The following is a 21,605-nucleotide window of genomic DNA, read 5'->3' on the forward strand; positions in this document are numbered from 1 at the left end:
GGTGTAATTGGCAACACTACGGTTTCTGGTACCGTCATTCTAGGTTCGAGTCCTGGTAGCCCAGCGCAAGATCCGAAGTCCTCAGGACTTCTCGTAACAAGCCCCCGTTGTGTAGCGGCCTAGCACGCTGCCCTCTCACGGCAGTAGCGCCGGTTCGAATCCGGTCGGGGGTACAGATCCTTCCCGCGGGAACAAACCGGGTCGCACCCGATGTTCTTGATGCAGGATCGCTAGGGCCCCCGTTGTGTAGCGGCCTAGCACGCTGCCCTCTCACGGCAGTAGCGCCGGTTCGAATCCGGTCGGGGGTACGTACCACACCATGGGCTATGGTGTAATTGGCAACACTACGGTTTCTGGTACCGTCATTCTAGGTTCGAGTCCTGGTAGCCCAGCGCAAGATCCGAAGTCCTCAGGACTTCTCGTAACAAGCCCCCGTTGTGTAGCGGCCTAGCACGCTGCCCTCTCACGGCAGTAGCGCCGGTTCGAATCCGGTCGGGGGTACAACTCAGCAGTAGGGAAAGGCCCTTCACTTCGGTGGAGGGCCTTTTCCGTGTGCCCCCACCGTGTGTGTCGCGGCTGCCCGCGGTACCTGTGCCGCACCGTCCCGGGACGGTGCGCGCCCCGCCATCTTCCCCTCCGTGCGCGGCTGTTCGCCCCGTGCGAGTGGGCCCGGAGCGCGTCCGGGCCCCTCTCCCGGCATGAAAAAGGCCGCCACGACGCTGGGGCGGCCAGTGCGAACAGGAGCGGTAACGCGGACAAGGGCGGTAGCGGTAACAGCAGGAGAAGAGACCGGGGCACGTGTGGGAGCCGTTGTCGGAGGCGGTCAGCCCCGACGCAGGGCCTCGCTGAGCCGTGCGGCCGAGTCGATGACCGCCTGCGCGTGCATCCGGCCGGGGTGCCGGGTCAGCCGCTCGATCGGGCCGGAGATGGAGACCGCGGCCACCACCCGGTTCGACGGCCCGCGCACCGGCGCGGAGACCGACGCGACGCCCGGCTCGCGCTCACCGATCGACTGGGCCCATCCCCTGCGGCGTACCCCCGAGAGGGCCGTAGCCGTGAACCGGGCGCCCTGCAGGCCCCGGTGGAGGCGTTCGGGCTCCTCCCAGGCCATCAGGATCTGCGCGGAGGAGCCGGCCTTCATGGTGAGCGTGGAGCCGACCGGCACGGTGTCCCTGAGCCCCGAGAGCCGCTCGGCCGCGGCGACACAGATACGCATGTCGCCCTGGCGGCGGTAGAGCTGCGCGCTCTCGCCCGTGATGTCGCGCAGGTGGGTGAGTACGGGTCCGGCCGTCGCCAGGAGGCGGTCCTCGCCGGCCGCCGCGGCAAGCTCGGCGAGCCGCGGGCCGAGGATGAACCGGCCCTGCATGTCCCGGGCCACCAGGCGGTGGTGTTCGAGGGCCACGGCCAGTCGGTGGGCCGTGGGGCGAGCGAGACCGGTCGCCGCGACCAGCCCGGCGAGGGTGGCCGGACCGGACTCCAGAGCGCTCAGTACGAGTGCAGCCTTGTCGAGAACGCCGACGCCGCTAGAGTTGTCCATACGACGATATTCGCGTCTCACTCTGTGAAACGCAAGTTCAATTTTCCCCGGAAGTTGCGAACCTGTACAGGCGGCCGTACAACGGCCCGCAGTCGCCGCCCCGATCGGGGGAGCCGTCCCGAACGGGACCGGGACGGTGGCGCACCGAATCTCTAGTTGGGCCGGCGAAGGCGCCGGTCGGAGGGAAAGCGATGGGTAGGACACTCGCGGAGAAGGTTTGGGACGACCACGTCGTCCGGCGCGCAGAGGGCGAGCCCGACCTCCTCTACATCGATCTGCACCTGCTGCACGAGGTGACCAGCCCGCAGGCCTTCGACGGTCTGCGGCAGGCCGGACGCCCGGTGCGGCGCCTCGACCTCACCATCGCCACCGAGGATCACAACACCCCGACCCTCGACATCGACAAGCCGATCGCCGACCCGGTGTCCCGCGCCCAGCTGGAGACCCTGCGCAAGAACTGCGCGGAGTTCGGCGTCCGCCTGCACCCGCTCGGCGACGTCGAGCAGGGCGTCGTGCACGTCGTCGGCCCCCAGTTGGGCCTCACCCAGCCGGGCATGACCGTCGTCTGCGGCGACTCCCACACCTCCACCCACGGAGCCTTCGGCGGTCTGGCGTTCGGCATCGGCACCAGCCAGGTGGAGCACGTGCTGGCCACCCAGACGCTGCCGCTGGCCCGCCCGAAGACGATGGCCATCACCATCGACGGCGACCTCCCCGAGGACGTCACGGCCAAGGACCTCATCCTGGCGGTCATCGCCCGGATCGGCACCGGCGGCGGCCAGGGCTACATCCTCGAGTACCGCGGTTCCGCCATCGAGAAGCTCTCGATGGAAGCGCGGATGACCATCTGCAACATGTCGATCGAGGCCGGCGCCCGCGCGGGCATGATCGCCCCGGACGAGACCACCTTCGCCTACCTCGAAGGCCGTGCCCACGCCCCCAAGGGCGAGGACTGGGATGCCGCCGTCGCGTACTGGAAGACCCTGCGCAGCGACGACGACGCCGTCTTCGACGCCGAGGTGGTCATCGAGGCCGCCGCGCTCGCCCCGTTCGTCACCTGGGGCACCAACCCGGGCCAGGGCGCTCCGCTCTCCACCAACGTCCCCGACCCCGCTTCGTACGAGGACGCTTCGGAGCGCCTCGCCGCCGAAAAGGCCCTGGAGTACATGGGGTTGACCGCCGGCCAGCCGCTCCGCGACATCGGCGTGGACACCGTCTTCGTCGGTTCCTGCACCAACGGCCGTATCGAGGACCTGCGCAACGCCGCGGCGATCCTGGAGGGCCGCAAAGTCGCCGACGGCGTACGGATGCTGGTCGTCCCCGGCTCGGTCCGGGTGGCCCTGCAGGCGGTCTCCGAGGGTCTGGACAAGGTCTTCACCGCCGCCGGCGCCGAATGGCGCCACGCGGGCTGCTCGATGTGCCTCGGCATGAACCCGGACCAGCTGGCGCCCGGTGAGCGCTCCGCGTCCACCTCGAACCGCAACTTCGAGGGCCGGCAGGGCAAGGGCGGCCGGACGCACTTGGTCTCCCCGCAGGTCGCCGCCGCCACCGCGGTGCTCGGCCACCTGGCCTCGCCCGCCGACCTGTCCGACGACCGCACCCCCGCCGGAGTCTGAGAACCATGGAAGCTTTCACCACGCACACCGGCCGGGCCGTCCCGCTGCGCCGCAGCAACGTCGACACCGACCAGATCATCCCCGCTCACTGGCTGAAGAAGGTCACCCGCGACGGGTTCGAGGACGGCCTCTTCGAAGCCTGGCGCAAGGACGAGAACTTCGTCCTCAACCGCCCCGAGCGCAGTGGTGCCTCGGTCCTGGTGGCCGGCCCCGACTTCGGCACCGGTTCCTCCCGCGAGCACGCCGTCTGGGCCCTGCAGAACTACGGCTTCAAGACCGTGATCTCGGCCCGGTTCGCGGACATCTTCCGCGGCAACTCGCTGAAGAACGGCCTGTTGACCGTGGTTCTCGACCAGGAGGTCGTGGACGCGCTGTGGGAGCTGACCGAGGCCGACCCCACGGCCGAGGTCACCGTCGACCTGGAGGCTCGCCAGGTGCGGGCCCAGGGCATCGAGGCCGCCTTCGAGCTCGACGAGAACGCGCGCTGGCGGCTGCTGAACGGGCTGGACGACATCAGCCTCACCCTTCAGAACGAAGCGGACATCGCGGCATATGAGGTGGCAAGGCCGACCTTCAAGCCGCGTACAATTGAGGTCTGAGCAGCGCTTTTCCAGACTGCGCCCCCTGCCTTCGGGTAGGGGGCGCAGTCGCTTGTTGAGACCCTGTCGGGCGACAACTCGCCTCAGATGGCACAATCGGTGCATGGAAGGCGACAACCAACTCAAGCTCTATGGCCAAGTCGCCGACCAATTGAAGGAAGCGCACGGAAGGGTGCGCGCACTGCAAGTCCCGGAGGGCGTACGGATGACGCTGTCCCGGAAGCTGTTGGCCGTCACGGCCACGGCGAAGCACGATCTCTCAGGCGCGGCAAGGCGCCTGGACCGGTTGATGAAGGACCTCGATGAGGACCGATTCCCCGAAGGAGACTGACTCCGCGGAAGTCCGCATCAGTCGACTTCGTTGCGGCACTAGGGTGATTAGCCCGTTTCGTGTTTGATTTGCGGTATATATCTGCCTAACGTGCGAAAACGCTTGAACACTTTCGTTCAGGCAATGTCTCCGAAGGGGAAGACGTGAACAAGGCACAGCTCGTAGAAGCGATCGCCGAGAAGGTCGGCGGCCGCCAGCAGGCCGCGGACGCGGTGGACGCGGTACTGGACGCGATCGTCCGCGCGGTCGTGGCCGGAGACCGTGTCTCGGTCACCGGTTTCGGTTCGTTCGAGAAGGTCGACCGCCCGGCGCGGTACGCCCGCAACCCGCAGACCGGCGAGCGCGTCCGGGTCAAGAAGACCTCGGTGCCCCGCTTCCGCGCGGGTCAGGGCTTCAAGGACCTGGTGAGCGGCTCCAAGAAGCTCCCCAAGAACGACGTGGCCGTCAAGAAGGCCCCCAAGGGCAGCCTCTCGGGCGGTGCTTCCACCCGTACGACCACCAAGGCCGCGGCCAAGAAGGCCACCGCCCGCAAGGCCGCGACGGCGCGGAAGACCACCGCCGCCGCCACGACCACGGCGAAGAAGACCACCGCCACGCCCGCCAAGAAGGCGACCACCGCCACGGCGGCGAAGAAGACCACGGCGGCCGCGAAGAAGGCGGCCACGCCGGCGAAGAAGACCGCCGCCGTCGCGAAGAAGACGGCCCCGGCCAAGAAGGCCACGGCCAAGAAGGCGCCCGCCAAGAAGACCACGGCGCGCACCACCACGGCCAAGAAGGCCACCGCTCGCAAGAAGTGAGACCGAGCACCCGCTCGCTCTCGCACGACGCGCCGGGCCGGGTTCCCCTCGGGGAGCCCGGCCCGCGGGCTGTCCGGGCCGGGCGGTGTCCGGCGGACCCCCGGCCGTCGTGGCCGAACGGGCCCCGCCCGGAAGGTCTGACGGCCCCCGCTCGGAAGGTCTGACGGCCCGGCTCAGAAGGTCTGCAGGGTCACCAGGTCGATCCGGAGCGAGGCACCCTCGCCCGAACCCTCGATCCGCACCCGCTGGCCGGGGCGGAGCAGCCGCAGGCCGCCGGCGTCGAACGCGGCGGAGCCGAAGTCCACCGGGGTGCCGTCGTCGAGCAGCACACTGCCGCTGCGGGTCTCGGAGTCGTACGTGTACGCGGTCGCCTGCATGGGCCGCAGCCTATCGCCCGGTGGGAGCGGGGCCCGCGGACCGCGGGAGCGCCCGCGTGGACCGTCCGTCCGCGCGCCGGCCCGTAACCTCCTTGCCGCGCCGGGGGAACGCCCAGGACCCCGACCCGGTCCGACCAGGCCGGAAGGCCCCCGGCGGCTCCGTCGGGCCGTGCGGTGAAAGCCCCGCCCTCGCACGGGCGGACGGCGCCACTTTCGGAACACGCCCTGAAGCGTGTTGCGAAAGTCCCGCCTGTCCGGCGACGCCCGGCACGCACGCTCGCCGCGTTGTCGGGATCACCCCGATACATCCAGTATCGGGGCGACCCTCCGCCTTGCGATCGCACGCACCGGACGCCGCCGGACCCGCCCCACGGGCGGACGGCGCTACTTCCGCAACACGCTTTACGAGGACGTGCCGCCGGCCTGGAATCGCACGCACCGGACCGCGTCCACCGTCCGGTCGAAGGTCACTTCGCGGGTTCTCAGCCGTACGGCGTCCCGCAGTTCCGCCGTACGCGGTCCCACGCCCAGGGCCAGTGCCACCCGCAGATCGTCCCCGGTGTCCACGTCCCGCCGGACCGAATCCAGTCCGGCGGTCGGCACCTCCCGTGCGCCCGAAGCCAGATGGCGCCCGCGCGACGGGCCGCCGAAAGCGGGCCGCAATTCCACTCCGGAGGCCGCCGAGAGAAATGTCGTGCCGATTCCCGCGGCGTCCGAAAGGAATGTCCGGGGAAATCCGGAAGAGAATTCGAGGATCCGGGACAATTCCGAGGGGCGCAGTGCCGGGAGATCCGCGTTGAGGGCCGCGACCGGAGCGGACGGCCGCCCTGCGCGCACCAGGTCCGCGCCGTACGCGAGCGCCGCGTTGAGACCGGCGGCCGGGACGTCGGGTGCCACACGGGCCCCCAGCGACGCCAGGGAAGCCGCCGCCACCGTGTCGTCCGTGACGACCACCACATCCCGTACGTCCGGGCAGGAGAGCGCCGCGGCGACCGTGTCTTCGGCGAAGGCCAGCGCGAGTCGGGGCCGCAGTCCCTCGCCCAGGGCCTCCCGCAGCCTGCTCTTGGCGTACGCCAAGGGCTTCAGCGGGACGACCAGGGACCAGCGGCCGGACGGGTCGGTGTTCGTGGCGATCTCCCCCTTCGTGAACGTCGGCCCCATTCTCGCCTGTCGAGTGCGACAGCCTGCAGGTCCGGTCCGGGGAGCGGGGCGTACGGTGTTCTCGACAGAGCAGGGGCCTGGGGCGGGACATGACCGTCCGTGGCTGAGCAGCAGGTCAGGTCCGAGAGAAACCCGAGTGAGAGGTGTCCGAGTGTCCCGCCGCAGAATCGGCTTCTGGTACCGCCTGGCGGCGGTCATCGCCAAGCCGCCACTGGTGGTTCTCTTCAAGCGTGACTGGCGGGGAATGGAGCACATTCCGGCCGACGGCGGATTCATCACGGCCGTGAACCACAACTCCTACGTGGACCCGCTCTCCTACGGGCACTTCCAGTACAACACCGGCCGGGTGCCGAGGTTCCTGGCGAAGGCCGCCCTCTTCCGGGCCCCGTTCGTCGGGATGATGCTGCGCGGCACCGGCCAGATCCCCGTCTACCGTGAGACGACCGACGCGCTGAACGCGTTCCGTGCCGCCGTGGCAGCGATCGAGGACGGCGAGTGCGTCGCCTTCTACCCCGAGGGCACCCTCACCCGCGACCCCGACATGTGGCCGATGAACGGCAAGACCGGTGCCGCCCGCGTCGCGCTGATGACCCGGGCGCCCGTCATCCCGGTCGCCCAGTGGGGCGCGAACCTCGCGATGCCGCCGTACGCCAAGGAGAACAAGTACCGGTTCTTCCCCCGGAAGACCCTGCAGGTGCAGGCCGGGCCGCCCGTCGACCTCAGCCGCTTCTACGACTCCGAGCCGACGCCCGAGGTGCTGCGCGAGGTCACCGAGGTCATCATGGCCGCGATCACCGAGCAACTGGCGATCGTGCGCGGCGAGAAGGCTCCCGCCGAGCCGTACGACCACCGCAAGGCCCGCGCGAACCAGCGGCGCGAGGCCGAAGAGAAGGGCTCCCAGTGACTCACCCGCGCAAAGTGGCCGTCTTCGGGGCGGGCTCCTGGGGCACGGCCTTCGCCGTGATCCTGGGCGACGCCGGCTGCGACGTCACCGTCTGGGCCCGTCGTCGCGAGGTCGCCGAGAGCATCAACACCACCCGGACCAACCCCGGCTACCTCCCCGGCGCCGAACTCCCCAAGTCGGTCCGCGCCACCACCGACCCTGCCGAGGCGCTGCGCGGAGCCGAGTTCGCGGTGCTGGTGGTGCCCTCCCAGACACTGCGGGCCAACCTCGCCGACTTGACCCCGCACCTGGAGCCGGACACCGTCCTCGTCTCCCTGATGAAGGGCGTCGAACTCGGTACGGCCAAGCTGATGAGCGAGGTGATCGCGGACGTGACGAAGGTCTCCGCCGACCGCATCGCCGTCGTCACCGGCCCCAACCTCGCCGGCGAGATCGCCGAACGGCGCCCCGCGGCGGCCGTCGTGGCCTGCCGGGACGAGTCGGTGGCCCAGCGGCTCCAGGCCGCCTGCCACACCCCGTACTTCCGCCCGTACACCAACACCGACGTCGTCGGCTGCGAACTCGGCGGCGCCGTCAAGAACGTCATCGGTCTCGCGGTCGGCATCGCCGACGGCATGGGCCTCGGCGACAACACCAAGGGCTCGCTCATCACCCGCGGGCTCGCCGAGACCACCCGGCTGGGTCTCGCCATGGGTGCGGACCCGTTGACGTTCTCCGGTCTCGCGGGCCTCGGCGACCTGGTGGCGACGTGCTCCTCGCCGCTCTCGCGCAACCACACCTTCGGCACCAACCTCGGCCGGGGCATGACGCTCCAGGAGGCGATCGCCGCCACCAGCCAGACGGCCGAGGGCGTCAAGTCCTGCGAGTCGGTGCTCGATCTGGCGCGCCGGCACGGGGTCGACATGCCGATCACCGAGACCGTCGTCGAGATCGTCCACGAGGGCAAGCCGCCCGCCGTCGCGGTCAAGGAGCTGATGTCGCGGAGCGCCAAGCCCGAGCGGCGCTGACTCCTTTCGGTACCAGCAGGTACGCTCATCGCGATATGAGCAGCGAGAACCTCCCCCAGAGCCCTGAGCGTCCGAAGAGCCCTGAGCAGCAGCGCCGCAAGCCGCGCGTGGCTGTCGTGTTCGGCGGACGCAGCTCCGAGCACGGCATCTCGGTCGTCACGGCCGGCGCCGTCCTGAAGGCCATCGACCGGACCGTCTACGACGTCCTGCCGATCGGCATCACCAAGGACGGCCGCTGGGCCCTCACCGGAGACGACCCGGCCCGTATGGCCATCACCGACCGGCAGGTGCCCGACGTGGACACGCTCGCCGAGTCGGAGAAGGGCGGCGTGGTTCTCTCCGTGGACCCGGGCAGCCGTGAAGTCGTCCTCAACGAGCCCGGATCGATGCCCCGGGAGCTCGGCGAGGTGGACGTCGTCTTCCCCGTGCTGCACGGCCCGTACGGCGAGGACGGCACCCTCCAGGGACTCCTGGAACTCTCCGGCGTCCCCTACGTCGGCGCGGGCGTCCTCGCCTCCGCCGTCGGCCAGGACAAGGAGTACATGAAGCGGGTCTTCATCTCCTTCGGGCTCCCCGTCGGCCCCTACCTGGTCGTCCGGCCCCGCGAGTGGGAGAACGACCCCTCCGCCGCCCGCAAGCGGATCGTGGACTTCGCCGGCGAGCACGGCTGGCCGCTCTTCGTGAAGCCCGCGCGCGGCGGCTCCTCGGTGGGCATCAGCAAGGTCGACGGGATCGGCGGCCTGGAAGAGGCGATCGAGGAGGCCCGCCGTCACGATCCGAAGTTCCTCGTCGAGTCGCTGCTGAGCGGACGCGAGATCGAGTGCGGGGTGCTGGAGTTCGAGGACGGTCCGCGCGCCAGCGTGCCGGCCGAGATCCCGCCGGTCACCGCGCACGACTTCTACGACTTCGAGGCCAAGTACATCGACTCGGCCGACGCCCTGGTGCCCGCCCCGCTCACCCCCGAGCAGACGGCGGAGGTCCAGCGGCTCGCCGTCGACGCCTTCGAGTCCGTCTCCTGCGAGGGTCTGGTGCGCGCCGACTTCTTCCTCACCGACGACGGCGAGTTCGTCATCAACGAGATCAACACCCTGCCCGGATTCACGCCCATCTCGATGTTCCCGAGGATGTGGCAGGAGAGCGGCGTCGACTACCCCGAGCTGGTCGACCGGCTGATCCAGGCGGCCCTGACCCGGTCCACTGGTCTGCGCTGACCCGTACCCGTCCCGCCCGCCGGCCACCACCACCGGCCGGCGGGACGGCGGTTCGGGCGACGGCGGTTCGCAGGGCCGCCGGGCCCCGGCAGGGACACCGCCGGGGACTTCGGCTCAGAGGCTGTCGGGGACCGTGTCGCGCACCGGCTTCGCGAACTCGGCGAGCGGGCTGGCGTCGTGGGCGTACCGCGTCCCCAACGTGACCTCGACGTACGCCTTGCGGTACGTCGTGGTGAACCGGGGCCCCGCGTCGGCGCGTTGCTCCAGCAGCCAGTTCACACCGTCCGCGTCGATCCCCTTGGAAGCCGCGTCCGCCATGGCGGCGGGCCGGGGAACCCCGCAGCGAAGTACGATCGCCCCGTCCCCCCAGCCGGCGGTCAGCTCCGACTCCGGTGCGGGATCACCGCGTTCCAGCCCGGCCACGCTCTTCGGCAGCACCTTGTCCAGCGCCGAACAGTACGCGGCCGCGTCCCGGGACGGTGTGGGCACCGCGACCGACGGCTGCGAGCCGCCGGAGCAGCCCGCCGCCAGCAGGAGCGCGGCGGCGGACGGCACGAGGAACGACGGACGGAGGGACCGGCGGCGGGAAGACGTCACCGGACCAGCGTAGACGGGGGTCAGAGGTGGACTACGGGGCAGGTCAGGGTTCGCGTGATGCCTTCCACCTGCTGGACCCGGGCGACCACCATGCGGCCGATCTCGTCCACCGTGTCGGCCTGGGCGCGCACGATCACGTCGTAGGGTCCGGTGACGTCCTCTGCCTGGATCACTCCCGGGAGTTTCGCGATGGTCTCGGCGACGATCGACGCCTTGCCCACCTCGGTCTGAATAAGGATGTACGCCTGTACCACGGAACCTCCAGGGCGGCCACGAGGATCATGTGGGGGAGAGGAACGCCACGTTATCGCGTCGCGGACGGGAGCGGGGAGACCCGGGGACCCGGAGACGTCCGTAGCGTGGCGTACGGGCGACACGAGCCGACGTGTCTCCCGGCACCACAGACAGCGGTGACCGCCCGCGACCGCGGAGCGGCCCGGCCCGTGCGGGGGACGGGCGCAAGCGGCCCCGGGAAGCCCGCGGCCCGCGCGGACACGTCGGAGCAGCCCGCACCGGACGCCGGTGCGACGAACGAGAGGTGACACCCGGTGAAGGGAACCGTGGGTGAGTTGGGGGAGTTCGGGCTCATCAGAGAGCTCACCGCCCGCCTCACCACCACTCCGGCGGTACGGCTGGGGCCCGGCGACGACGCCGCGGTCGTGGCGGCTCCGGACCGCAGGGTCGTGGCCAGTACCGACGTACTGATCGAGGGACGCCACTTCCGCCGCGACTGGTCGACCGCGTACGACGTCGGGCGGAAGGCCGCGGCGCAGAACCTCGCCGACATCGCGGCGATGGGCGCCGTGCCCACCGCGCTGCTCCTCGGCCTCGTCGTCCCGGCGAGTCTCCCGGTGACCTGGGCGACCGAACTCATGGACGGGCTGCGCGACGAGTGCCAGGTCGCCGGGGCGGCCGTGGTCGGCGGCGACGTGGTCGGCGGGGACACCATCACCGTCGCGATCACCGCGCTCGGCGACCTCCGCAACCACGAACCGGTCACCCGGGCCGGCGCCCGCCCGGGCGACGTCGTCGCGGTCACCGGCTGGCTCGGCTGGTCCGCCGCCGGATTCGCCGTGCTCTCCCGGGGATTCCGGTCGCCCCGTGCCTTCGTGGAAGCCCACCGGCGCCCCGAACCGCCCTACCACGCGGGCCCCGCGGCGGCCGGGCTCGGCGCCACCGCGATGACCGACGTCAGCGACGGACTGGTCGCCGACCTCGGGCACATCGCCGAAGCCAGCAAGGTCCGCATCGACCTGCGCTCCGGACTCATCGACGTCCCGTCCCAGATGTCGGACATCGGGCAGGCGGTCGGCGTCGACCCGCTCCAGTGGGTGCTCACCGGGGGAGAGGACCACGCGATCGTGGCGACCTTCCCGCCCGACGTGAAGCTGCCCGCCCGCTGGAAGGTCATCGGCGAGGTCCTCAACCCGTCCGCCCTGCCCCAGGTCACCGTCGACGGCGCGCCCTGGACCAGCAGGGGCGGCTGGGACCACTTCGGCGAGGTCGAGGACGCTCCCCAGTAGCGCCTCCTCGGACGGTGTCCGGCCGGTGGACCGCCGACCCGGCGCAGCACGGCCCCCAGTAAATTGCGGGCATGCCGATATCTGCCGCCGTACCTCCCCGTGTCCTCACCGTCGCCGGATCGGACTCCGGCGGCGGTGCCGGCATCCAGGCCGACCTCAAGACGATGCTGGCACTCGGCGTGCACGGCATGAGCGTGCTGACCGCCGTGACCGCCCAGAACTCCCTGGGCGTGCAGGGTGCCTGGGAGCTTCCGGCCGAAGCGGTACGCGCCCAGTACCGCAGTGTCGTGGACGACATCGGCGTCCAGGCGGTGAAGACGGGCATGCTCGCGTCCGCCGCTCTGGTCGAGACGGTCGCCGAACTCCTCGCGGGCACGGGCGCCCCGGTCGTCGTCGATCCGGTGGGCGTCTCCAAGCACGGGGACGCGCTGCTCGCCGCCGAGGCCCTCGAAACCGTACGGACGAAACTGCTGCCGCTGGCCACGGTCGCCACTCCGAACCTGGACGAAGTGGCACAGCTCACGGGCGTCGAGGTGGCCCAGGAGCCCGACATGCGGCGGGCGGCCGCCGCCGTACTCGCCTTCGGCCCGCGCTGGGTGGTGATCAAGGGCGGCCATCTCCCCGGTGAGGCCGTCGACCTGCTCACCGACGGTGACCAGGAGCACTGGCTGCGGGCCCCGCGCCACGACAACCGGCACACCCACGGCACGGGCTGCACCCTCGCCTCGGCCATCGCCTGCGGCCTGGCGCGCGGCCAGAACGTGCCCACGGCGGTCCGGAACGCGAAGACCTACGTCACCGGGGCGATCGAGGCCGGTTTCGCGCTCGGCTCCGGAATCGGCCCGGTCGACCACGGCTGGCGGAGCCGCCGGGCCTGAAGCCGCGGGAGGCGCCGGCTCGCGGAGCCGGGGCGTCTCCCCGTCCGGGCACAGCAAAAAGCCGGTCCACCGAGGTGGACCGGCTTTCTGGGCAACCGGAAGGCTGCGCTACGACGGGGAACGTCAGCGCGCGACCTTGCCGGCCTTGATGCACGAGGTGCAGACGTTGAGCCGCTTCGGCGTCCGACCGACCACGGCACGCACGCGCTGGATGTTGGGATTCCAGCGACGAGACGTACGGCGGTGCGAGTGCGAAATGTTGTTGCCGAAGCCCGGCCCCTTGCCGCAGACGTCGCAGTTGGCAGCCACGGGTCACTCCAAAGACTTCAGGTGCACTTACAGTGAATTCCGGCGCGCCGGAATCAGCGAACTGAAGTGACGGCACCGGAGGAATGGCCCGACTCTCGCCGGGCAACCGAAACACCATACAACGGCTGCGTCGGTACAACGAAACTACCATGGTTCAGCCGTCCGCCCTCCCGCCCCCCGCCCCGGGCCACTCTCCGGCGGCCCGGGGTTAACCTGCGGTGCAGCCTGCCGTACACGGCCGCTTCACGGCCGTGTTCTGAAAGTCCCGCCTGCCCGGCGACGCCTGGTACGCACGCTCGCCGCGTCGTCGGGATCGCCCCGGTACATCCAGTATCGGGGCGGCCCTCCGCCTTGCGATCGCACGCGAACCGGACACCGCCGGCCCCGCCCTCCGGGCGGACGGCGCCACTTCCACAACACGACCCAGGAGGACCCAGGTGCCGCAGCCCCCCGACGATTTCGACGCCGTCGCGGTACGCACCTGGTGCTCCCTGGCCCTCGAAGCCCTGGGCCGCGAGCGCGCCGCGATCGACGCGATCAACGTCTACCCCGTCCCCGACGGGGACACCGGCACCAACCTCTTCCTCACCGTGGAGTCCGCGCGGGCCTCCGTCGAGGCCGTCTTCGCCGCCCACGACCGCGACTCCCCGGGGCCCGGTGCCACGGAGCCGGGCACCGCCGAGGCGGTACGCGCCATGGCGCACGGGGCACTTGTCGGGGCGCGGGGCAACTCCGGCACCATCCTCGCCCAGCTCCTGCGCGGGATGGCCGCCGTGCTCGCGGACGGCGGGGACGCGGACCACCTGGCCCGGGCGCTCGCGCGCGCCGCCACCGCCGCCCGCCGGGCCGTCGCCCACCCCGTCGAGGGCACCATCCTCACCGTCGCCACCGCCGCCGCGCGGGCCGCCGGGGCGGTCGCCGCCGGAGCCGGCCTGGCGGCCGTCGCACGGGCCGCGCACGCGGGAGCCGCCGAGGCGCTGGAGGAGACCCCCGGCCGGCTGCCGGTGCTCGGCCGCGCCGGAGTCGTGGACGCCGGCGGACAGGGCCTGGTGACCGTACTGGGGGCGCTGCTGGAGACGGTGACCGGACAAGCGCCCGTACGCGCCCCCCGGCAGGCGCCGGAACCCCTTCCCGTGCCGGAGGGCCCCGCGGTCCACCCCGGCGAGTGCGGTGACCCCGCGGACCGGGCGGCGGCCGGTGACGGGCCCGCCTTCGAGGTCATCTACCTCCTGGAAGCCGGGGATGCCGAGGTGGACCGCCTCCGCGGGCGGCTCGACGCCCTCGGCGACTCCCTCGTCGTGGTCGGCGGCGACGGCCTGTGGAACGTGCACGTGCACGTGGACGACGCCGGCGCCGCCGTGGAGGCCGGCGTGGAGGCGGGACGCCCGTACCGGATCCGGATCACCCACTTCGGCGCCGCGCGCACGAGCCCGCACCCCGAACCCGCCCCGCGCTCCGTCGTCCTGGTCGTCCCCGGCGAGGAACTCCGCGGGCTCTGCGAGGAGGCCGGTGCCGTCACCGTGCTCGGGCGCCCCGGGAAGCCGCTCGCCAGCGGCGAACTCGTCGAGGCCGTCCGCCGCGCCAACGCCCGCGAGGTCGTGCTGCTCCCCAACGACGCGAACCTGCGCCACGTCGCGGCCGTCGCCGCCGAGCAGGTCAGGGGCGACGGCATCCGGGTCGCCGTCGTTCCGACCCGCGCCGTCGTCCAGGGCATCGCCGCTCTCGCCGTGCACGAGCCGGGCCGGAGTTTCGACGAGGACGTCGTCGCCATGACCGCGGCCGCCGGAGCGACCCGGTACGCCGAACTCGCCGTCGCCGAAGCGCAGTCGTGGACCACGGCCGGCATCTGCCAGGCCGGCGACATCCTCGGCCTGATCGACGGGGACGTGGCCGTCATCGGCGCGGACGTCCCCGGCACGGCCCGTACCGTCCTCGACCGGATGCTCGCCGCCGGCGGGGAACTGGTCACCCTCGTCCTCGGCGAACACGTGCCCGACGCCCTCGGCGACACACTGGAGTCGTACGTACGCGAGGGGCACCTGGCCGTCGACACCACGGTCTACCGGGGCGGGCACCCGGGAACCCCGCTGCTGATCGGCGTCGAATAGCCGTCGGGCGGCCCGCGCAGCCCGGCCGTCGGACACGCCCCGGGCACTCCGGGCCGACGGCTGTCGGTGGCGTGGTGTGCAATGGAACCCGTGTCCGCGCTCGATGAACCCCTCAAGAAGCTGCTCGGCGGAGCCACCGCGAAGGTGATGGCCGAACACCTCGGCCTGCACACCGTCGGCGACCTCCTGCACCACTACCCGCGACGGTACGAGGAGCGGGGCCGGCTCACCCCGCTCTCCGACCTCCCGCTGGACGAACACGTCACGGTGGTCGCCCAGGTCGCCGACGCCCGGGTGCTCGGCTTCAACAACGGGCGCGGCAAACGCCTGGAGGTCACCCTCACCGACGGCAGCGGCCGGCTCCAGCTGGTCTTCTTCGGCCACGGGGTGCACAAGCCCCACCAGGACCTCCTCCCCGGCCGCCGGGCGATGTTCGCGGGCAAGGTCGGCGTCTTCAACCGCAAGACGCAGCTCGCCCACCCCACGTACCAACTGCTCGACACCGAGGCCGGCGCGGCGGACGGGGAAGCGGGCGTGCGCGAGGCCGTGGACGCCTTCGCCGGACGGCTGCTGCCCCTCTATCCCGCCTGTAAGCAGCTCGACTCCTGGCGCATCGCCAAGGCGGTGGACACCGTGCTGCCCAGCGCCCAGGAGGCCGTCGACCCCCTGCCCGCCGCCCTGCGGGAAGGACGCGGATTCGTCTCCCTGCCCGAAGCCCTGGTGAAGGTGCACCGGCCGCAGACCAAGGCGGACATCGAGGACGCCAGGGAGCGGCTGAAGTGGGACGAGGCGTTCGTCCTCCAGGTCGCGCTGGCCCGTCGCCGGTACGCCGACACCCAGCTCCCCGCGGTCGCCCGCCGCCCGGTGCCCGACGGGCTGCTCGACGCCTTCGACGCCCGGCTGCCGTTCACCCTCACCGAGGGCCAGCGGAAGGTGTCCGGCGAGATCTTCGGCGATCTCGCCACCGAACACCCCATGCACCGGCTGCTCCAGGGCGAGGTCGGCTCCGGCAAGACCATGGTCGCCCTGCGCGCGATGCTCGCCGTCGTGGACGGCGGCGGTCAGGCCGCGATGCTCGCCCCCACCGAGGTGCTCGCCCAGCAGCACCACCGCTCCATCACCGAGATGATGGGGGACCTCGCCGAGGGCGGGATGCTCGGGGGCTCCTCGCTCGGCACGAAGGTCGTCCTGCTCACCGGCTCCATGGGCACCGCCGCCCGCCGCCGGGCGCTGCTGGACCTGACCACCGGCGAGGCCGGACTGGTCATCGGCACCCACGCGCTGATCGAGGACAAGGTGTCCTTCCACGATCTCGGGCTGGTCGTCGTCGACGAGCAGCACCGCTTCGGAGTGGAACAGCGCGACGCCCTGCGCTCCAAGGGCAAGCAGCCGCCGCATCTGCTGGTGATGACCGCCACACCCATCCCGCGCACGGTCGCGATGACGGTCTTCGGCGACCTGGAGACGTCCGTCCTGGACCAGCTCCCCGCCGGGCGCTCGCCGATCGCCACCCACGTGGTGCCCGCCGCCGACAAACCGCACTTCCTCGCCCGCGCCTGGGAGCGGGTCCGCGAGGAGGTGGAGGGCGGCCACCAGGCGTACGTCGTCTGCCCCCGGATCGGCGACGACCCCGAGGAGGCGGGCGGGGCCAAGGGCGCGAAGACCGGCAAGGGCGCGAAGGCCGCGGCGAAGGCGGAGGAGCCGGACGCCCCGAGTCCGGACGGCGACAAGCGCCCGCCGCTCGCCGTGCTCGACATCGCCGCCCGGCTGGCCGCGGGACCGCTCGCCGGGCTCCGCGTCGAGGTGTTGCACGGCCGGATGAACCCGGACGACAAGGACGACGTGATGCGGCGGTTCGCCGCCGGCCAGGTCGACGTGCTGGTGGCCACCACCGTGATCGAGGTCGGGGTGAACGTCCCCAACGCCACCGCGATGGTGATCATGGACGCGGACCGGTTCGGCGTCTCCCAGCTGCACCAGCTGCGCGGCCGCGTCGGCCGGGGCTCGGCCCCAGGGCTCTGCCTGCTGGTCAGCGAGGCCCACGAGGCGAGCCCGGCCCGCGCCCGGCTCGGCGCGGTCGCCGCCACTCTGGACGGCTTCGAGCTCTCCCGGATCGACCTGGAACAGCGCCGGGAGGGCGACGTGCTCGGCCAGGCCCAGTCCGGGGTCCGCTCCTCGCTGCGGATGCTCACCGTCATCGACGACGAGGAGATCATCACCGCCGCGCGGGCCGAGGCCACCCGGACCGTCGCCGCCGACCCGGAGCTGACCGGCCACCCGGAGCTGCGGACCGCCCTGGACGCCCTGCTGGACAAGGACCGCGAGGAGTTCCTCGACAAGGGGTGACCGGGTCCGCCCGGGCCCGCGCCGCCCGCACGCCATATCGTGGGACCAGGGTCTTTCGTCCGGGCACGCGGCCCGGCCCGATCCGGACGGATGACCCCCGAGGCACGCGACCCCCGCGTGCCGTCCCGCGACCCGAGGACCGACTCCCATGACCCGCGTGATCGCCGGTTCGGCCGGCGGACGCCGCCTGGCCGTACCGCCCGGCAACGGCACCCGCCCCACCTCCGACCGTGCGCGTGAGGGCCTCTTCTCGACCTGGGAGGCGTTGCTCGGCACGCTCGACGGCGTCCGGATCGCCGACCTGTACGCGGGCTCCGGCGCGGTCGGCCTGGAGGCGCTCTCCCGTGGTGCCGTCCACGCGCTGCTCGTGGAGGCCGATCCGAAGGCCGTCCGCACCGTCCGCGAGAACGTCCGCGCCGTCAATCTGCCCGGCGCCGAGGTCCGCACCGGCAAGGCCGAACAGACCGTGTCCGGACCGGCGCCCGCCGACCCGTACGACGTGGTCTTCCTGGACCCGCCCTACCTCGTCACCGACGACGATCTCCGGGAGATCCTGCTCACACTCCGCTCGCGGGGCTGGCTTGGCGAGGGCGCACTCGTCACCGTGGAACGAGCCACCAGAGGCGGGGAATTCGGCTGGCCGGAGGGTTTCGAGCCATTGAGGTCCCGTCGTTACGGCGAAGCGACCCTTTGGTACGGTCGCGCCGCCTCCACGTGCGAAGACGCACGATGACCGGACCCGGGAGCGAGGGAATCACGTTGCGCCGCGCCGTCTGTCCGGGGTCGTTCGACCCCATCACCAACGGACATCTCGACATCATTGGCCGAGCCTCGAAGCTGTACGACGTCGTACACGTCGCGGTGATGATCAACCAGTCCAAGAAGGGGCTGTTCACCGTCGACGAGCGGATCGAGCTGATCCGCGAAGTCACCTCCGACTTCGGCAACGTCGAAGTCGAGTCCTTCCACGGCCTGCTGGTCGACTTCTGCAAGCAGCGGGAGATCCCGGCCATCGTGAAGGGGCTCCGGGCGGTCAGCGACTTCGACTACGAACTGCAGATGGCCCAGATGAACAACGGCCTCTCCGGTGTCGAGACGCTCTTCGTCCCCACCAACCCCACCTACAGCTTCCTGTCGTCCTCCCTGGTCAAGGAGGTCGCCACCTGGGGCGGAGACGTCTCCCACCTGCTGCCGCCGACCGTCCACGCGGCGCTCCAGGAGCGGCTGGAGCGCACGTGACCGTCTGAGCGACCGTCACCCGGTGTCGGACGGGAGCCGACTGGCCTTACAGTCGTCCCGTCCGTCTCCAACAGCGGCAGAGAGTGGCGAGCACACGGTGGACGTGCAGAAGAAGCTCGACGAGATCGTCGAGGCGGTCGGGAACGCCCGGTCCATGCCCATGTCGGCCTCGTGCGTGATCAACCGCGCCGATCTGCTCGGGATGCTCGACGAGCTCCGCGAAGCACTGCCCGGCTCGCTGGCCCACGCCGAGGAGGTCATCGGCGGCAGCGAGCAGCTCGTCGACCGGGCCCGCCAGGAGGCGGAGCGGATCATCGAGTCCGCCCATGCCGAGCGCGGCTCGCTGATCTCCTCCACCGAGGTCGTCGTACGGTCCCAGAGCGAGGCCGACCGCATCCTGGCCGACGCCCGCCGCGAGGCCGCCGAGGTCAAGGCGGAGGCCGACGAGTACGTCGACAGCAAGCTCGCCAACTTCGAGGTCGTCCTCACCAAGACCATCGGCTCCGTGGACCGGGGCCGGGAGAAGCTGCTCGGGCGCGGCCACGGCCTCGACGAGCAGGGCTACGAGGATCCCGACTTCGCCGAGGCCCCCGAGCGCAGCGCCGACCCGGAGACCCTCCAGCGGCGCGCCGACGAGTACGTCGACACCAAGCTCGGTGCCTTCGAGGCCGTGCTCGGCAAGACTCTGGAGGCGGTGGGCCGCGGCCGGCAGAAGCTGCACGGCCGGGTGGCCACCGACGACCTCGGCGTGCACATGGCCGCCCAGGACGCCGCGGGCGGCCAGGGCCACACCAGCGACGCCGACTACCTGGCAGGCCTCGCCGAGCTGGCCGACCCGGAACCGCCGCAGGCCTCCCCGAACTACCCGGCGAGGCCCCAGTCCTCGTACGCCGAGCCCGTCCAGAGCTACGACTACCAGCAGCCGGTCCAGCAGGACCCGTACGGCTACGCGCAGCCGCAGCAGGACGGCTACGAGCGGCAGGACGGCTACGAGCAGCCGCAGCAGGACGTGTACGCCTACCAGCAGCAGGCGTACGACCCGAACGCCTACCAGCCGCAGAGCGAGCAGACCGGGCAGCCCGGCCGGCCCGAGTACGGGTGGGCCGATCAGCAGTCCCCGCCGCCGCAGTCGCAGCCCGCGCTCGACGAGACCAGTCTCTTCGACACCAGCATGATCGACTTGGAGCAGCTGCGCCGGTACGAACAGGGCCACTGACCCGGCGCCGCACGGCCCCCACCGGGCCCGACCGGTCCGGATTGGGTGCTGGGCGGTACGTCAAGTATCCTGGCTCCTCGGTCGCGCGTATCTCCGCCGATCCCGGCTGCCCGTTTCGACTCCGGAACGGCCGGCCCCTCCCGACGCAGTGCGATGCACGTGAATCCCGAAAGCAGGAGAAGCCCTGAACGGCCACCTCGACCACCGCAATCCTCTCGTGTTCGATACGCACGAGCTGGGTCGGCGTCCCGGTGCCCTGAAGCGGCTGACCCGCTCGGTGGAAGCACCGAGGGACCTGGGTATCGACGGCGTCATCGGCGTGCCGGAAGGCGCACCGCTGGCGCTGGACCTCCGCCTCGAATCGGTCATGGAAGGGGTGCTCGTCACAGGCACCGCCCGTGCGACCGCCGAGGGGGAGTGCGTAAGGTGTCTGGAGCCGCTGACCTTCGAGGTCGAAGCGGACTTCCAGGAAATGTTCTCGTACCCTGACGCCGACGACCGGGGTCGCAGCAAGACTGCGGACCCGGCCGACGACGCCGAGGACGACGAGGACGAGTTTTTCCTTGAGGACGGCTTGTTCGACCTCGAAACGGTGCTGCGTGACGCGGTAGTGCTCGCACTGCCGATGCAGCCGGTGTGCACGGAGACCTGTGCCGGTCTGTGTTCCGAATGCGGAATCAGGCTGGACGAGAATCCTGGCCACCACCATGACGCCGCCGACCCCCGGTGGGCGGCATTGCAGGGACTCGCCGAGACCGTTCAGGACGGCGAGAAGGACAACATGGGCGGCGCCGAACCTGGCGTCGACGAGAAGCAGGAGAAGTAGCCGTGGCTGTTCCGAAGCGGAAGATGTCGCGCAGCAACACGCGCCACCGCCGGTCGCAGTGGAAGGCTGCGGTCCCCACCCTGGTTTCGTGTGAGCGTTGCCAGGAGCCGAAGCTCCAGCACATTGCGTGCCCGAGCTGCGGCACGTACAACAAGCGCCAGGTCCTCGAAGTCTGAGTGGCTGGTGAGAGGCACGATGTCTGAGTTGTCCCACGCCAAGAAGCAGGCAGACAACGTCAACACAGCCTCGTCCCACACGCTTCTGGAAGGGCGGCTCGGGTATCACCTTGAGTCCGCCCTTCTGGTGCGTGCGCTGACCCACCGTTCGTTCGCGTACGAGAACGGCGGTCTGCCCACCAACGAGCGGCTCGAATTCCTCGGGGATTCCGTGCTCGGCCTGGTGGTCACGGACACGCTGTACCGCACCCACCCCGACCTGCCCGAAGGCCAGCTGGCCAAGTTGCGGGCCGCGGTGGTTAACTCGCGTGCACTCGCGGAAGTGGGCCGCGGCCTCGAACTCGGTTCCTTCATCCGGCTCGGCCGCGGTGAAGAGGGCACGGGTGGCCGGGACAAGGCTTCCATCCTCGCCGACACCCTTGAAGCGGTGATCGGCGCGGTCTATCTCGATCAGGGCCTCGACGCGGCCTCGGAGCTGGTCCACCGGCTCTTCGACCCGCTCATCGACAGGTCCTCGAACCTCGGCGCCGGCCTGGACTGGAAGACCAGTCTCCAGGAACTCACCGCGAGCGAGGGTCTCGGAGTCCCCGAGTACCTCGTCACGGAGACCGGCCCGGACCACGAGAAGATCTTCACTGCTGCCGCTCGCGTCGGTGGTGTCTCGTACGGCACCGGCACCGGTCGTAGCAAGAAGGAAGCGGAGCAGCAGGCGGCCGAGTCCGCCTGGCGCGAAATCAGCGCCGCCGCCGAAGTGAGGGCGACCGCGGAGAAGTCCGCGGCCGACGCAGGGGCCGCCGACACCTCTGCCGAACCCCCGCCGAGCACGGACGTTTCTCCTGCCTGACCC

At 71.2% G+C, this 21,605-nt stretch carries 23 protein-coding genes and 4 tRNA genes; 21 read left to right on the top strand and 6 right to left on the bottom strand.

All coding sequences use genetic code 11. The annotated features are described in order from the left end of the window. Window positions 1–100: 100 nt before the first annotated feature. The 4 genes from ACFWEP_RS11025 (at window position 101) to ACFWEP_RS11040 (ending at window position 501) form a co-directional block, all read left to right on the top strand. Window positions 101–173, top strand: a tRNA-Glu gene (locus tag ACFWEP_RS11025). A 62-nt stretch (window positions 174–235) separates the two neighbouring features. Further along, a tRNA-Glu gene (locus tag ACFWEP_RS11030) sits at window positions 236–308 on the top strand. 12 nt (window positions 309–320) lie between these two features. Then, window positions 321–392: transfer RNA gene (locus ACFWEP_RS11035), tRNA-Gln, on the top strand. 36 nt (window positions 393–428) lie between these two features. Beyond that, window positions 429–501 (top strand) — tRNA-Glu (locus ACFWEP_RS11040). Window positions 502–823: 322 nt separating this feature from the next. Here ACFWEP_RS11040 and ndgR read toward each other — a convergent pair. Beyond that, window positions 824–1,537: an IclR family transcriptional regulator NdgR gene (ndgR, locus tag ACFWEP_RS11045; protein ID WP_275491887.1), complete on the bottom strand. Its 714-nt coding sequence runs from the start codon at window positions 1,535–1,537 to the stop codon at window positions 824–826. A gap of 191 nt (window positions 1,538–1,728) precedes the next feature. Here ndgR and leuC point away from each other — a divergent pair, with 191 nt between their 5' ends. The 4 genes from leuC to ACFWEP_RS11065 all read left to right on the top strand — a co-directional run bounded on the left by leuC (window position 1,729) and on the right by ACFWEP_RS11065 (window position 4,880). Then, window positions 1,729–3,153, top strand: coding sequence for a 3-isopropylmalate dehydratase large subunit (leuC, locus tag ACFWEP_RS11050; protein ID WP_387368704.1), 1,425 nt, complete (start codon window positions 1,729–1,731; stop codon window positions 3,151–3,153). A gap of 5 nt (window positions 3,154–3,158) precedes the next feature. Beyond that, the gene (leuD, locus tag ACFWEP_RS11055) at window positions 3,159–3,752 is read left to right on the top strand and encodes a 3-isopropylmalate dehydratase small subunit (protein WP_387368706.1); all 594 of its coding nucleotides are present in this window, start codon (window positions 3,159–3,161) and stop codon (window positions 3,750–3,752) included. Window positions 3,753–3,855: 103 nt separating this feature from the next. Then, on the top strand, window positions 3,856–4,083 hold the full coding sequence (locus ACFWEP_RS11060) for a hypothetical protein (protein WP_328719202.1): 228 nt from the start codon (window positions 3,856–3,858) through the stop codon (window positions 4,081–4,083). A 143-nt stretch (window positions 4,084–4,226) separates the two neighbouring features. Then, window positions 4,227–4,880, top strand: a complete 654-nt coding sequence (locus tag ACFWEP_RS11065) for an HU family DNA-binding protein (protein ID WP_328719201.1) — start codon at window positions 4,227–4,229, stop codon at window positions 4,878–4,880. Between the two features lie 173 nt (window positions 4,881–5,053). Here ACFWEP_RS11065 and ACFWEP_RS11070 read toward each other — a convergent pair whose 3' ends face one another. Together ACFWEP_RS11070 and cofC are read right to left on the bottom strand one after the other, a co-directional pair. After that, a complete protein-coding gene (locus tag ACFWEP_RS11070) occupies window positions 5,054–5,257 on the bottom strand; it encodes a hypothetical protein (protein WP_328719200.1) in 204 nt (67 codons plus the stop codon). Between the two features lie 402 nt (window positions 5,258–5,659). Continuing rightward, window positions 5,660–6,418, bottom strand: coding sequence for a 2-phospho-L-lactate guanylyltransferase (cofC, locus tag ACFWEP_RS11075; RefSeq protein ID WP_387368709.1), 759 nt, complete (start codon window positions 6,416–6,418; stop codon window positions 5,660–5,662). Between the two features lie 151 nt (window positions 6,419–6,569). On the opposite strand from cofC, the gene ACFWEP_RS11080 reads away from it, so the two are divergent. From ACFWEP_RS11080 to ACFWEP_RS11090, 3 genes are read left to right on the top strand one after another with little or no spacing between them, the layout of a single operon-like run. Further along, a complete protein-coding gene (locus tag ACFWEP_RS11080) occupies window positions 6,570–7,322 on the top strand; it encodes a lysophospholipid acyltransferase family protein (protein WP_387368711.1) in 753 nt (250 codons plus the stop codon). Beyond that, window positions 7,319–8,329, top strand: a complete 1,011-nt coding sequence (locus tag ACFWEP_RS11085) for an NAD(P)H-dependent glycerol-3-phosphate dehydrogenase (protein WP_387368712.1) — start codon at window positions 7,319–7,321, stop codon at window positions 8,327–8,329. Before ACFWEP_RS11080 ends, ACFWEP_RS11085 begins: the two co-directional genes overlap by 4 nt. A gap of 35 nt (window positions 8,330–8,364) precedes the next feature. Beyond that, window positions 8,365–9,540 (top strand): D-alanine--D-alanine ligase family protein, encoded by a 1,176-nt coding sequence (locus tag ACFWEP_RS11090; protein ID WP_387368714.1) that lies wholly within the window; start codon window positions 8,365–8,367, stop codon window positions 9,538–9,540. A gap of 114 nt (window positions 9,541–9,654) precedes the next feature. Here ACFWEP_RS11090 and ACFWEP_RS11095 read toward each other — a convergent pair whose 3' ends face one another. Further along, complete coding sequence (locus tag ACFWEP_RS11095; RefSeq protein WP_387368716.1) at window positions 9,655–10,137, bottom strand: DUF3515 domain-containing protein; 483 nt, start codon at window positions 10,135–10,137, stop codon at window positions 9,655–9,657. A 20-nt stretch (window positions 10,138–10,157) separates the two neighbouring features. Further along, window positions 10,158–10,391 (bottom strand): Lrp/AsnC ligand binding domain-containing protein, encoded by a 234-nt coding sequence (locus ACFWEP_RS11100; RefSeq protein ID WP_328719194.1) that lies wholly within the window; start codon window positions 10,389–10,391, stop codon window positions 10,158–10,160. Window positions 10,392–10,685: 294 nt separating this feature from the next. Between ACFWEP_RS11100 and ACFWEP_RS11105 the strand changes: the two genes are divergently transcribed. Next, window positions 10,686–11,660, top strand: coding sequence for a thiamine-phosphate kinase (locus tag ACFWEP_RS11105; RefSeq protein ID WP_387368718.1), 975 nt, complete (start codon window positions 10,686–10,688; stop codon window positions 11,658–11,660). Between the two features lie 71 nt (window positions 11,661–11,731). Continuing rightward, window positions 11,732–12,538, top strand: coding sequence for a bifunctional hydroxymethylpyrimidine kinase/phosphomethylpyrimidine kinase (gene thiD, locus ACFWEP_RS11110; protein ID WP_387368720.1), 807 nt, complete (start codon window positions 11,732–11,734; stop codon window positions 12,536–12,538). Between the two features lie 123 nt (window positions 12,539–12,661). Here the strand turns inward: thiD and rpmB are convergent, their stop codons facing one another. Then, the gene (gene rpmB, locus ACFWEP_RS11115) at window positions 12,662–12,847 is read right to left on the bottom strand and encodes a 50S ribosomal protein L28 (protein ID WP_030928661.1); all 186 of its coding nucleotides are present in this window, start codon (window positions 12,845–12,847) and stop codon (window positions 12,662–12,664) included. Between the two features lie 437 nt (window positions 12,848–13,284). Between rpmB and ACFWEP_RS11120 the strand changes: the two genes are divergently transcribed. The 8 genes from ACFWEP_RS11120 (at window position 13,285) to rnc (ending at window position 21,602) form a co-directional block, all read left to right on the top strand. Further along, entirely contained in the window at window positions 13,285–14,955 is a 1,671-nt protein-coding gene (locus ACFWEP_RS11120) for a DAK2 domain-containing protein (RefSeq protein WP_387368722.1), read from the top strand. A gap of 81 nt (window positions 14,956–15,036) precedes the next feature. Beyond that, window positions 15,037–17,301 carry an ATP-dependent DNA helicase RecG gene (recG, locus tag ACFWEP_RS11125; RefSeq protein ID WP_387368724.1) on the top strand — a complete coding sequence of 755 codons (2,265 nt, stop codon included), beginning with the start codon at window positions 15,037–15,039 and terminating at the stop codon, window positions 17,299–17,301. A 148-nt stretch (window positions 17,302–17,449) separates the two neighbouring features. Continuing rightward, the gene (gene rsmD / locus ACFWEP_RS11130; protein ID WP_387368726.1) at window positions 17,450–18,034 is read left to right on the top strand and encodes a 16S rRNA (guanine(966)-N(2))-methyltransferase RsmD; all 585 of its coding nucleotides are present in this window, start codon (window positions 17,450–17,452) and stop codon (window positions 18,032–18,034) included. A 26-nt stretch (window positions 18,035–18,060) separates the two neighbouring features. Then, the gene (coaD, locus tag ACFWEP_RS11135; protein ID WP_328723637.1) at window positions 18,061–18,540 is read left to right on the top strand and encodes a pantetheine-phosphate adenylyltransferase; all 480 of its coding nucleotides are present in this window, start codon (window positions 18,061–18,063) and stop codon (window positions 18,538–18,540) included. A 97-nt stretch (window positions 18,541–18,637) separates the two neighbouring features. Beyond that, complete coding sequence (locus ACFWEP_RS11140) at window positions 18,638–19,756, top strand: cell division initiation protein (protein WP_387368728.1); 1,119 nt, start codon at window positions 18,638–18,640, stop codon at window positions 19,754–19,756. Window positions 19,757–19,973: 217 nt separating this feature from the next. Continuing rightward, window positions 19,974–20,582: a YceD family protein gene (locus ACFWEP_RS11145; RefSeq protein ID WP_387368730.1), complete on the top strand. Its 609-nt coding sequence runs from the start codon at window positions 19,974–19,976 to the stop codon at window positions 20,580–20,582. Window positions 20,583–20,584: 2 nt separating this feature from the next. Then, window positions 20,585–20,758 (top strand): 50S ribosomal protein L32, encoded by a 174-nt coding sequence (rpmF, locus tag ACFWEP_RS11150; RefSeq protein ID WP_003965982.1) that lies wholly within the window; start codon window positions 20,585–20,587, stop codon window positions 20,756–20,758. A gap of 19 nt (window positions 20,759–20,777) precedes the next feature. Then, window positions 20,778–21,602, top strand: a complete 825-nt coding sequence (gene rnc, locus ACFWEP_RS11155) for a ribonuclease III (RefSeq protein WP_387368732.1) — start codon at window positions 20,778–20,780, stop codon at window positions 21,600–21,602. The last annotated feature ends 3 nt before the right edge of the window (window positions 21,603–21,605 follow it).

Source organism: Streptomyces sp. NPDC060198 (genome assembly GCF_042728415.1).
Classification (GTDB): Bacteria; Actinomycetota; Actinomycetes; order Streptomycetales; family Streptomycetaceae; genus Streptomyces.

Excerpts from the sequence above, each read along its gene's own strand:
- ndgR (WP_275491887.1), bottom strand. The coding sequence starts at position 1,537 with ATGGACAACTCTAGCGGCGTCGGCGTTCTCGACAAGGCTGCACTCGTA.
- leuC (WP_387368704.1), top strand. The coding sequence starts at position 1,729 with ATGGGTAGGACACTCGCGGAGAAGGTTTGGGACGACCACGTCGTCCGG.
- leuD (WP_387368706.1), top strand. The coding sequence starts at position 3,159 with ATGGAAGCTTTCACCACGCACACCGGCCGGGCCGTCCCGCTGCGCCGC.
- ACFWEP_RS11060 (WP_328719202.1), top strand. The coding sequence starts at position 3,856 with ATGGAAGGCGACAACCAACTCAAGCTCTATGGCCAAGTCGCCGACCAA.
- ACFWEP_RS11070 (WP_328719200.1), bottom strand. The coding sequence starts at position 5,257 with ATGCAGGCGACCGCGTACACGTACGACTCCGAGACCCGCAGCGGCAGT.
- cofC (WP_387368709.1), bottom strand. The coding sequence starts at position 6,418 with ATGGGGCCGACGTTCACGAAGGGGGAGATCGCCACGAACACCGACCCG.
- ACFWEP_RS11090 (WP_387368714.1), top strand. The coding sequence starts at position 8,365 with ATGAGCAGCGAGAACCTCCCCCAGAGCCCTGAGCGTCCGAAGAGCCCT.
- thiD (WP_387368720.1), top strand. The coding sequence starts at position 11,732 with ATGCCGATATCTGCCGCCGTACCTCCCCGTGTCCTCACCGTCGCCGGA.
- recG (WP_387368724.1), top strand. The coding sequence starts at position 15,037 with ATGGAACCCGTGTCCGCGCTCGATGAACCCCTCAAGAAGCTGCTCGGC.
- rsmD (WP_387368726.1), top strand. The coding sequence starts at position 17,450 with ATGACCCGCGTGATCGCCGGTTCGGCCGGCGGACGCCGCCTGGCCGTA.
- rnc (WP_387368732.1), top strand. The coding sequence starts at position 20,778 with ATGTCTGAGTTGTCCCACGCCAAGAAGCAGGCAGACAACGTCAACACA.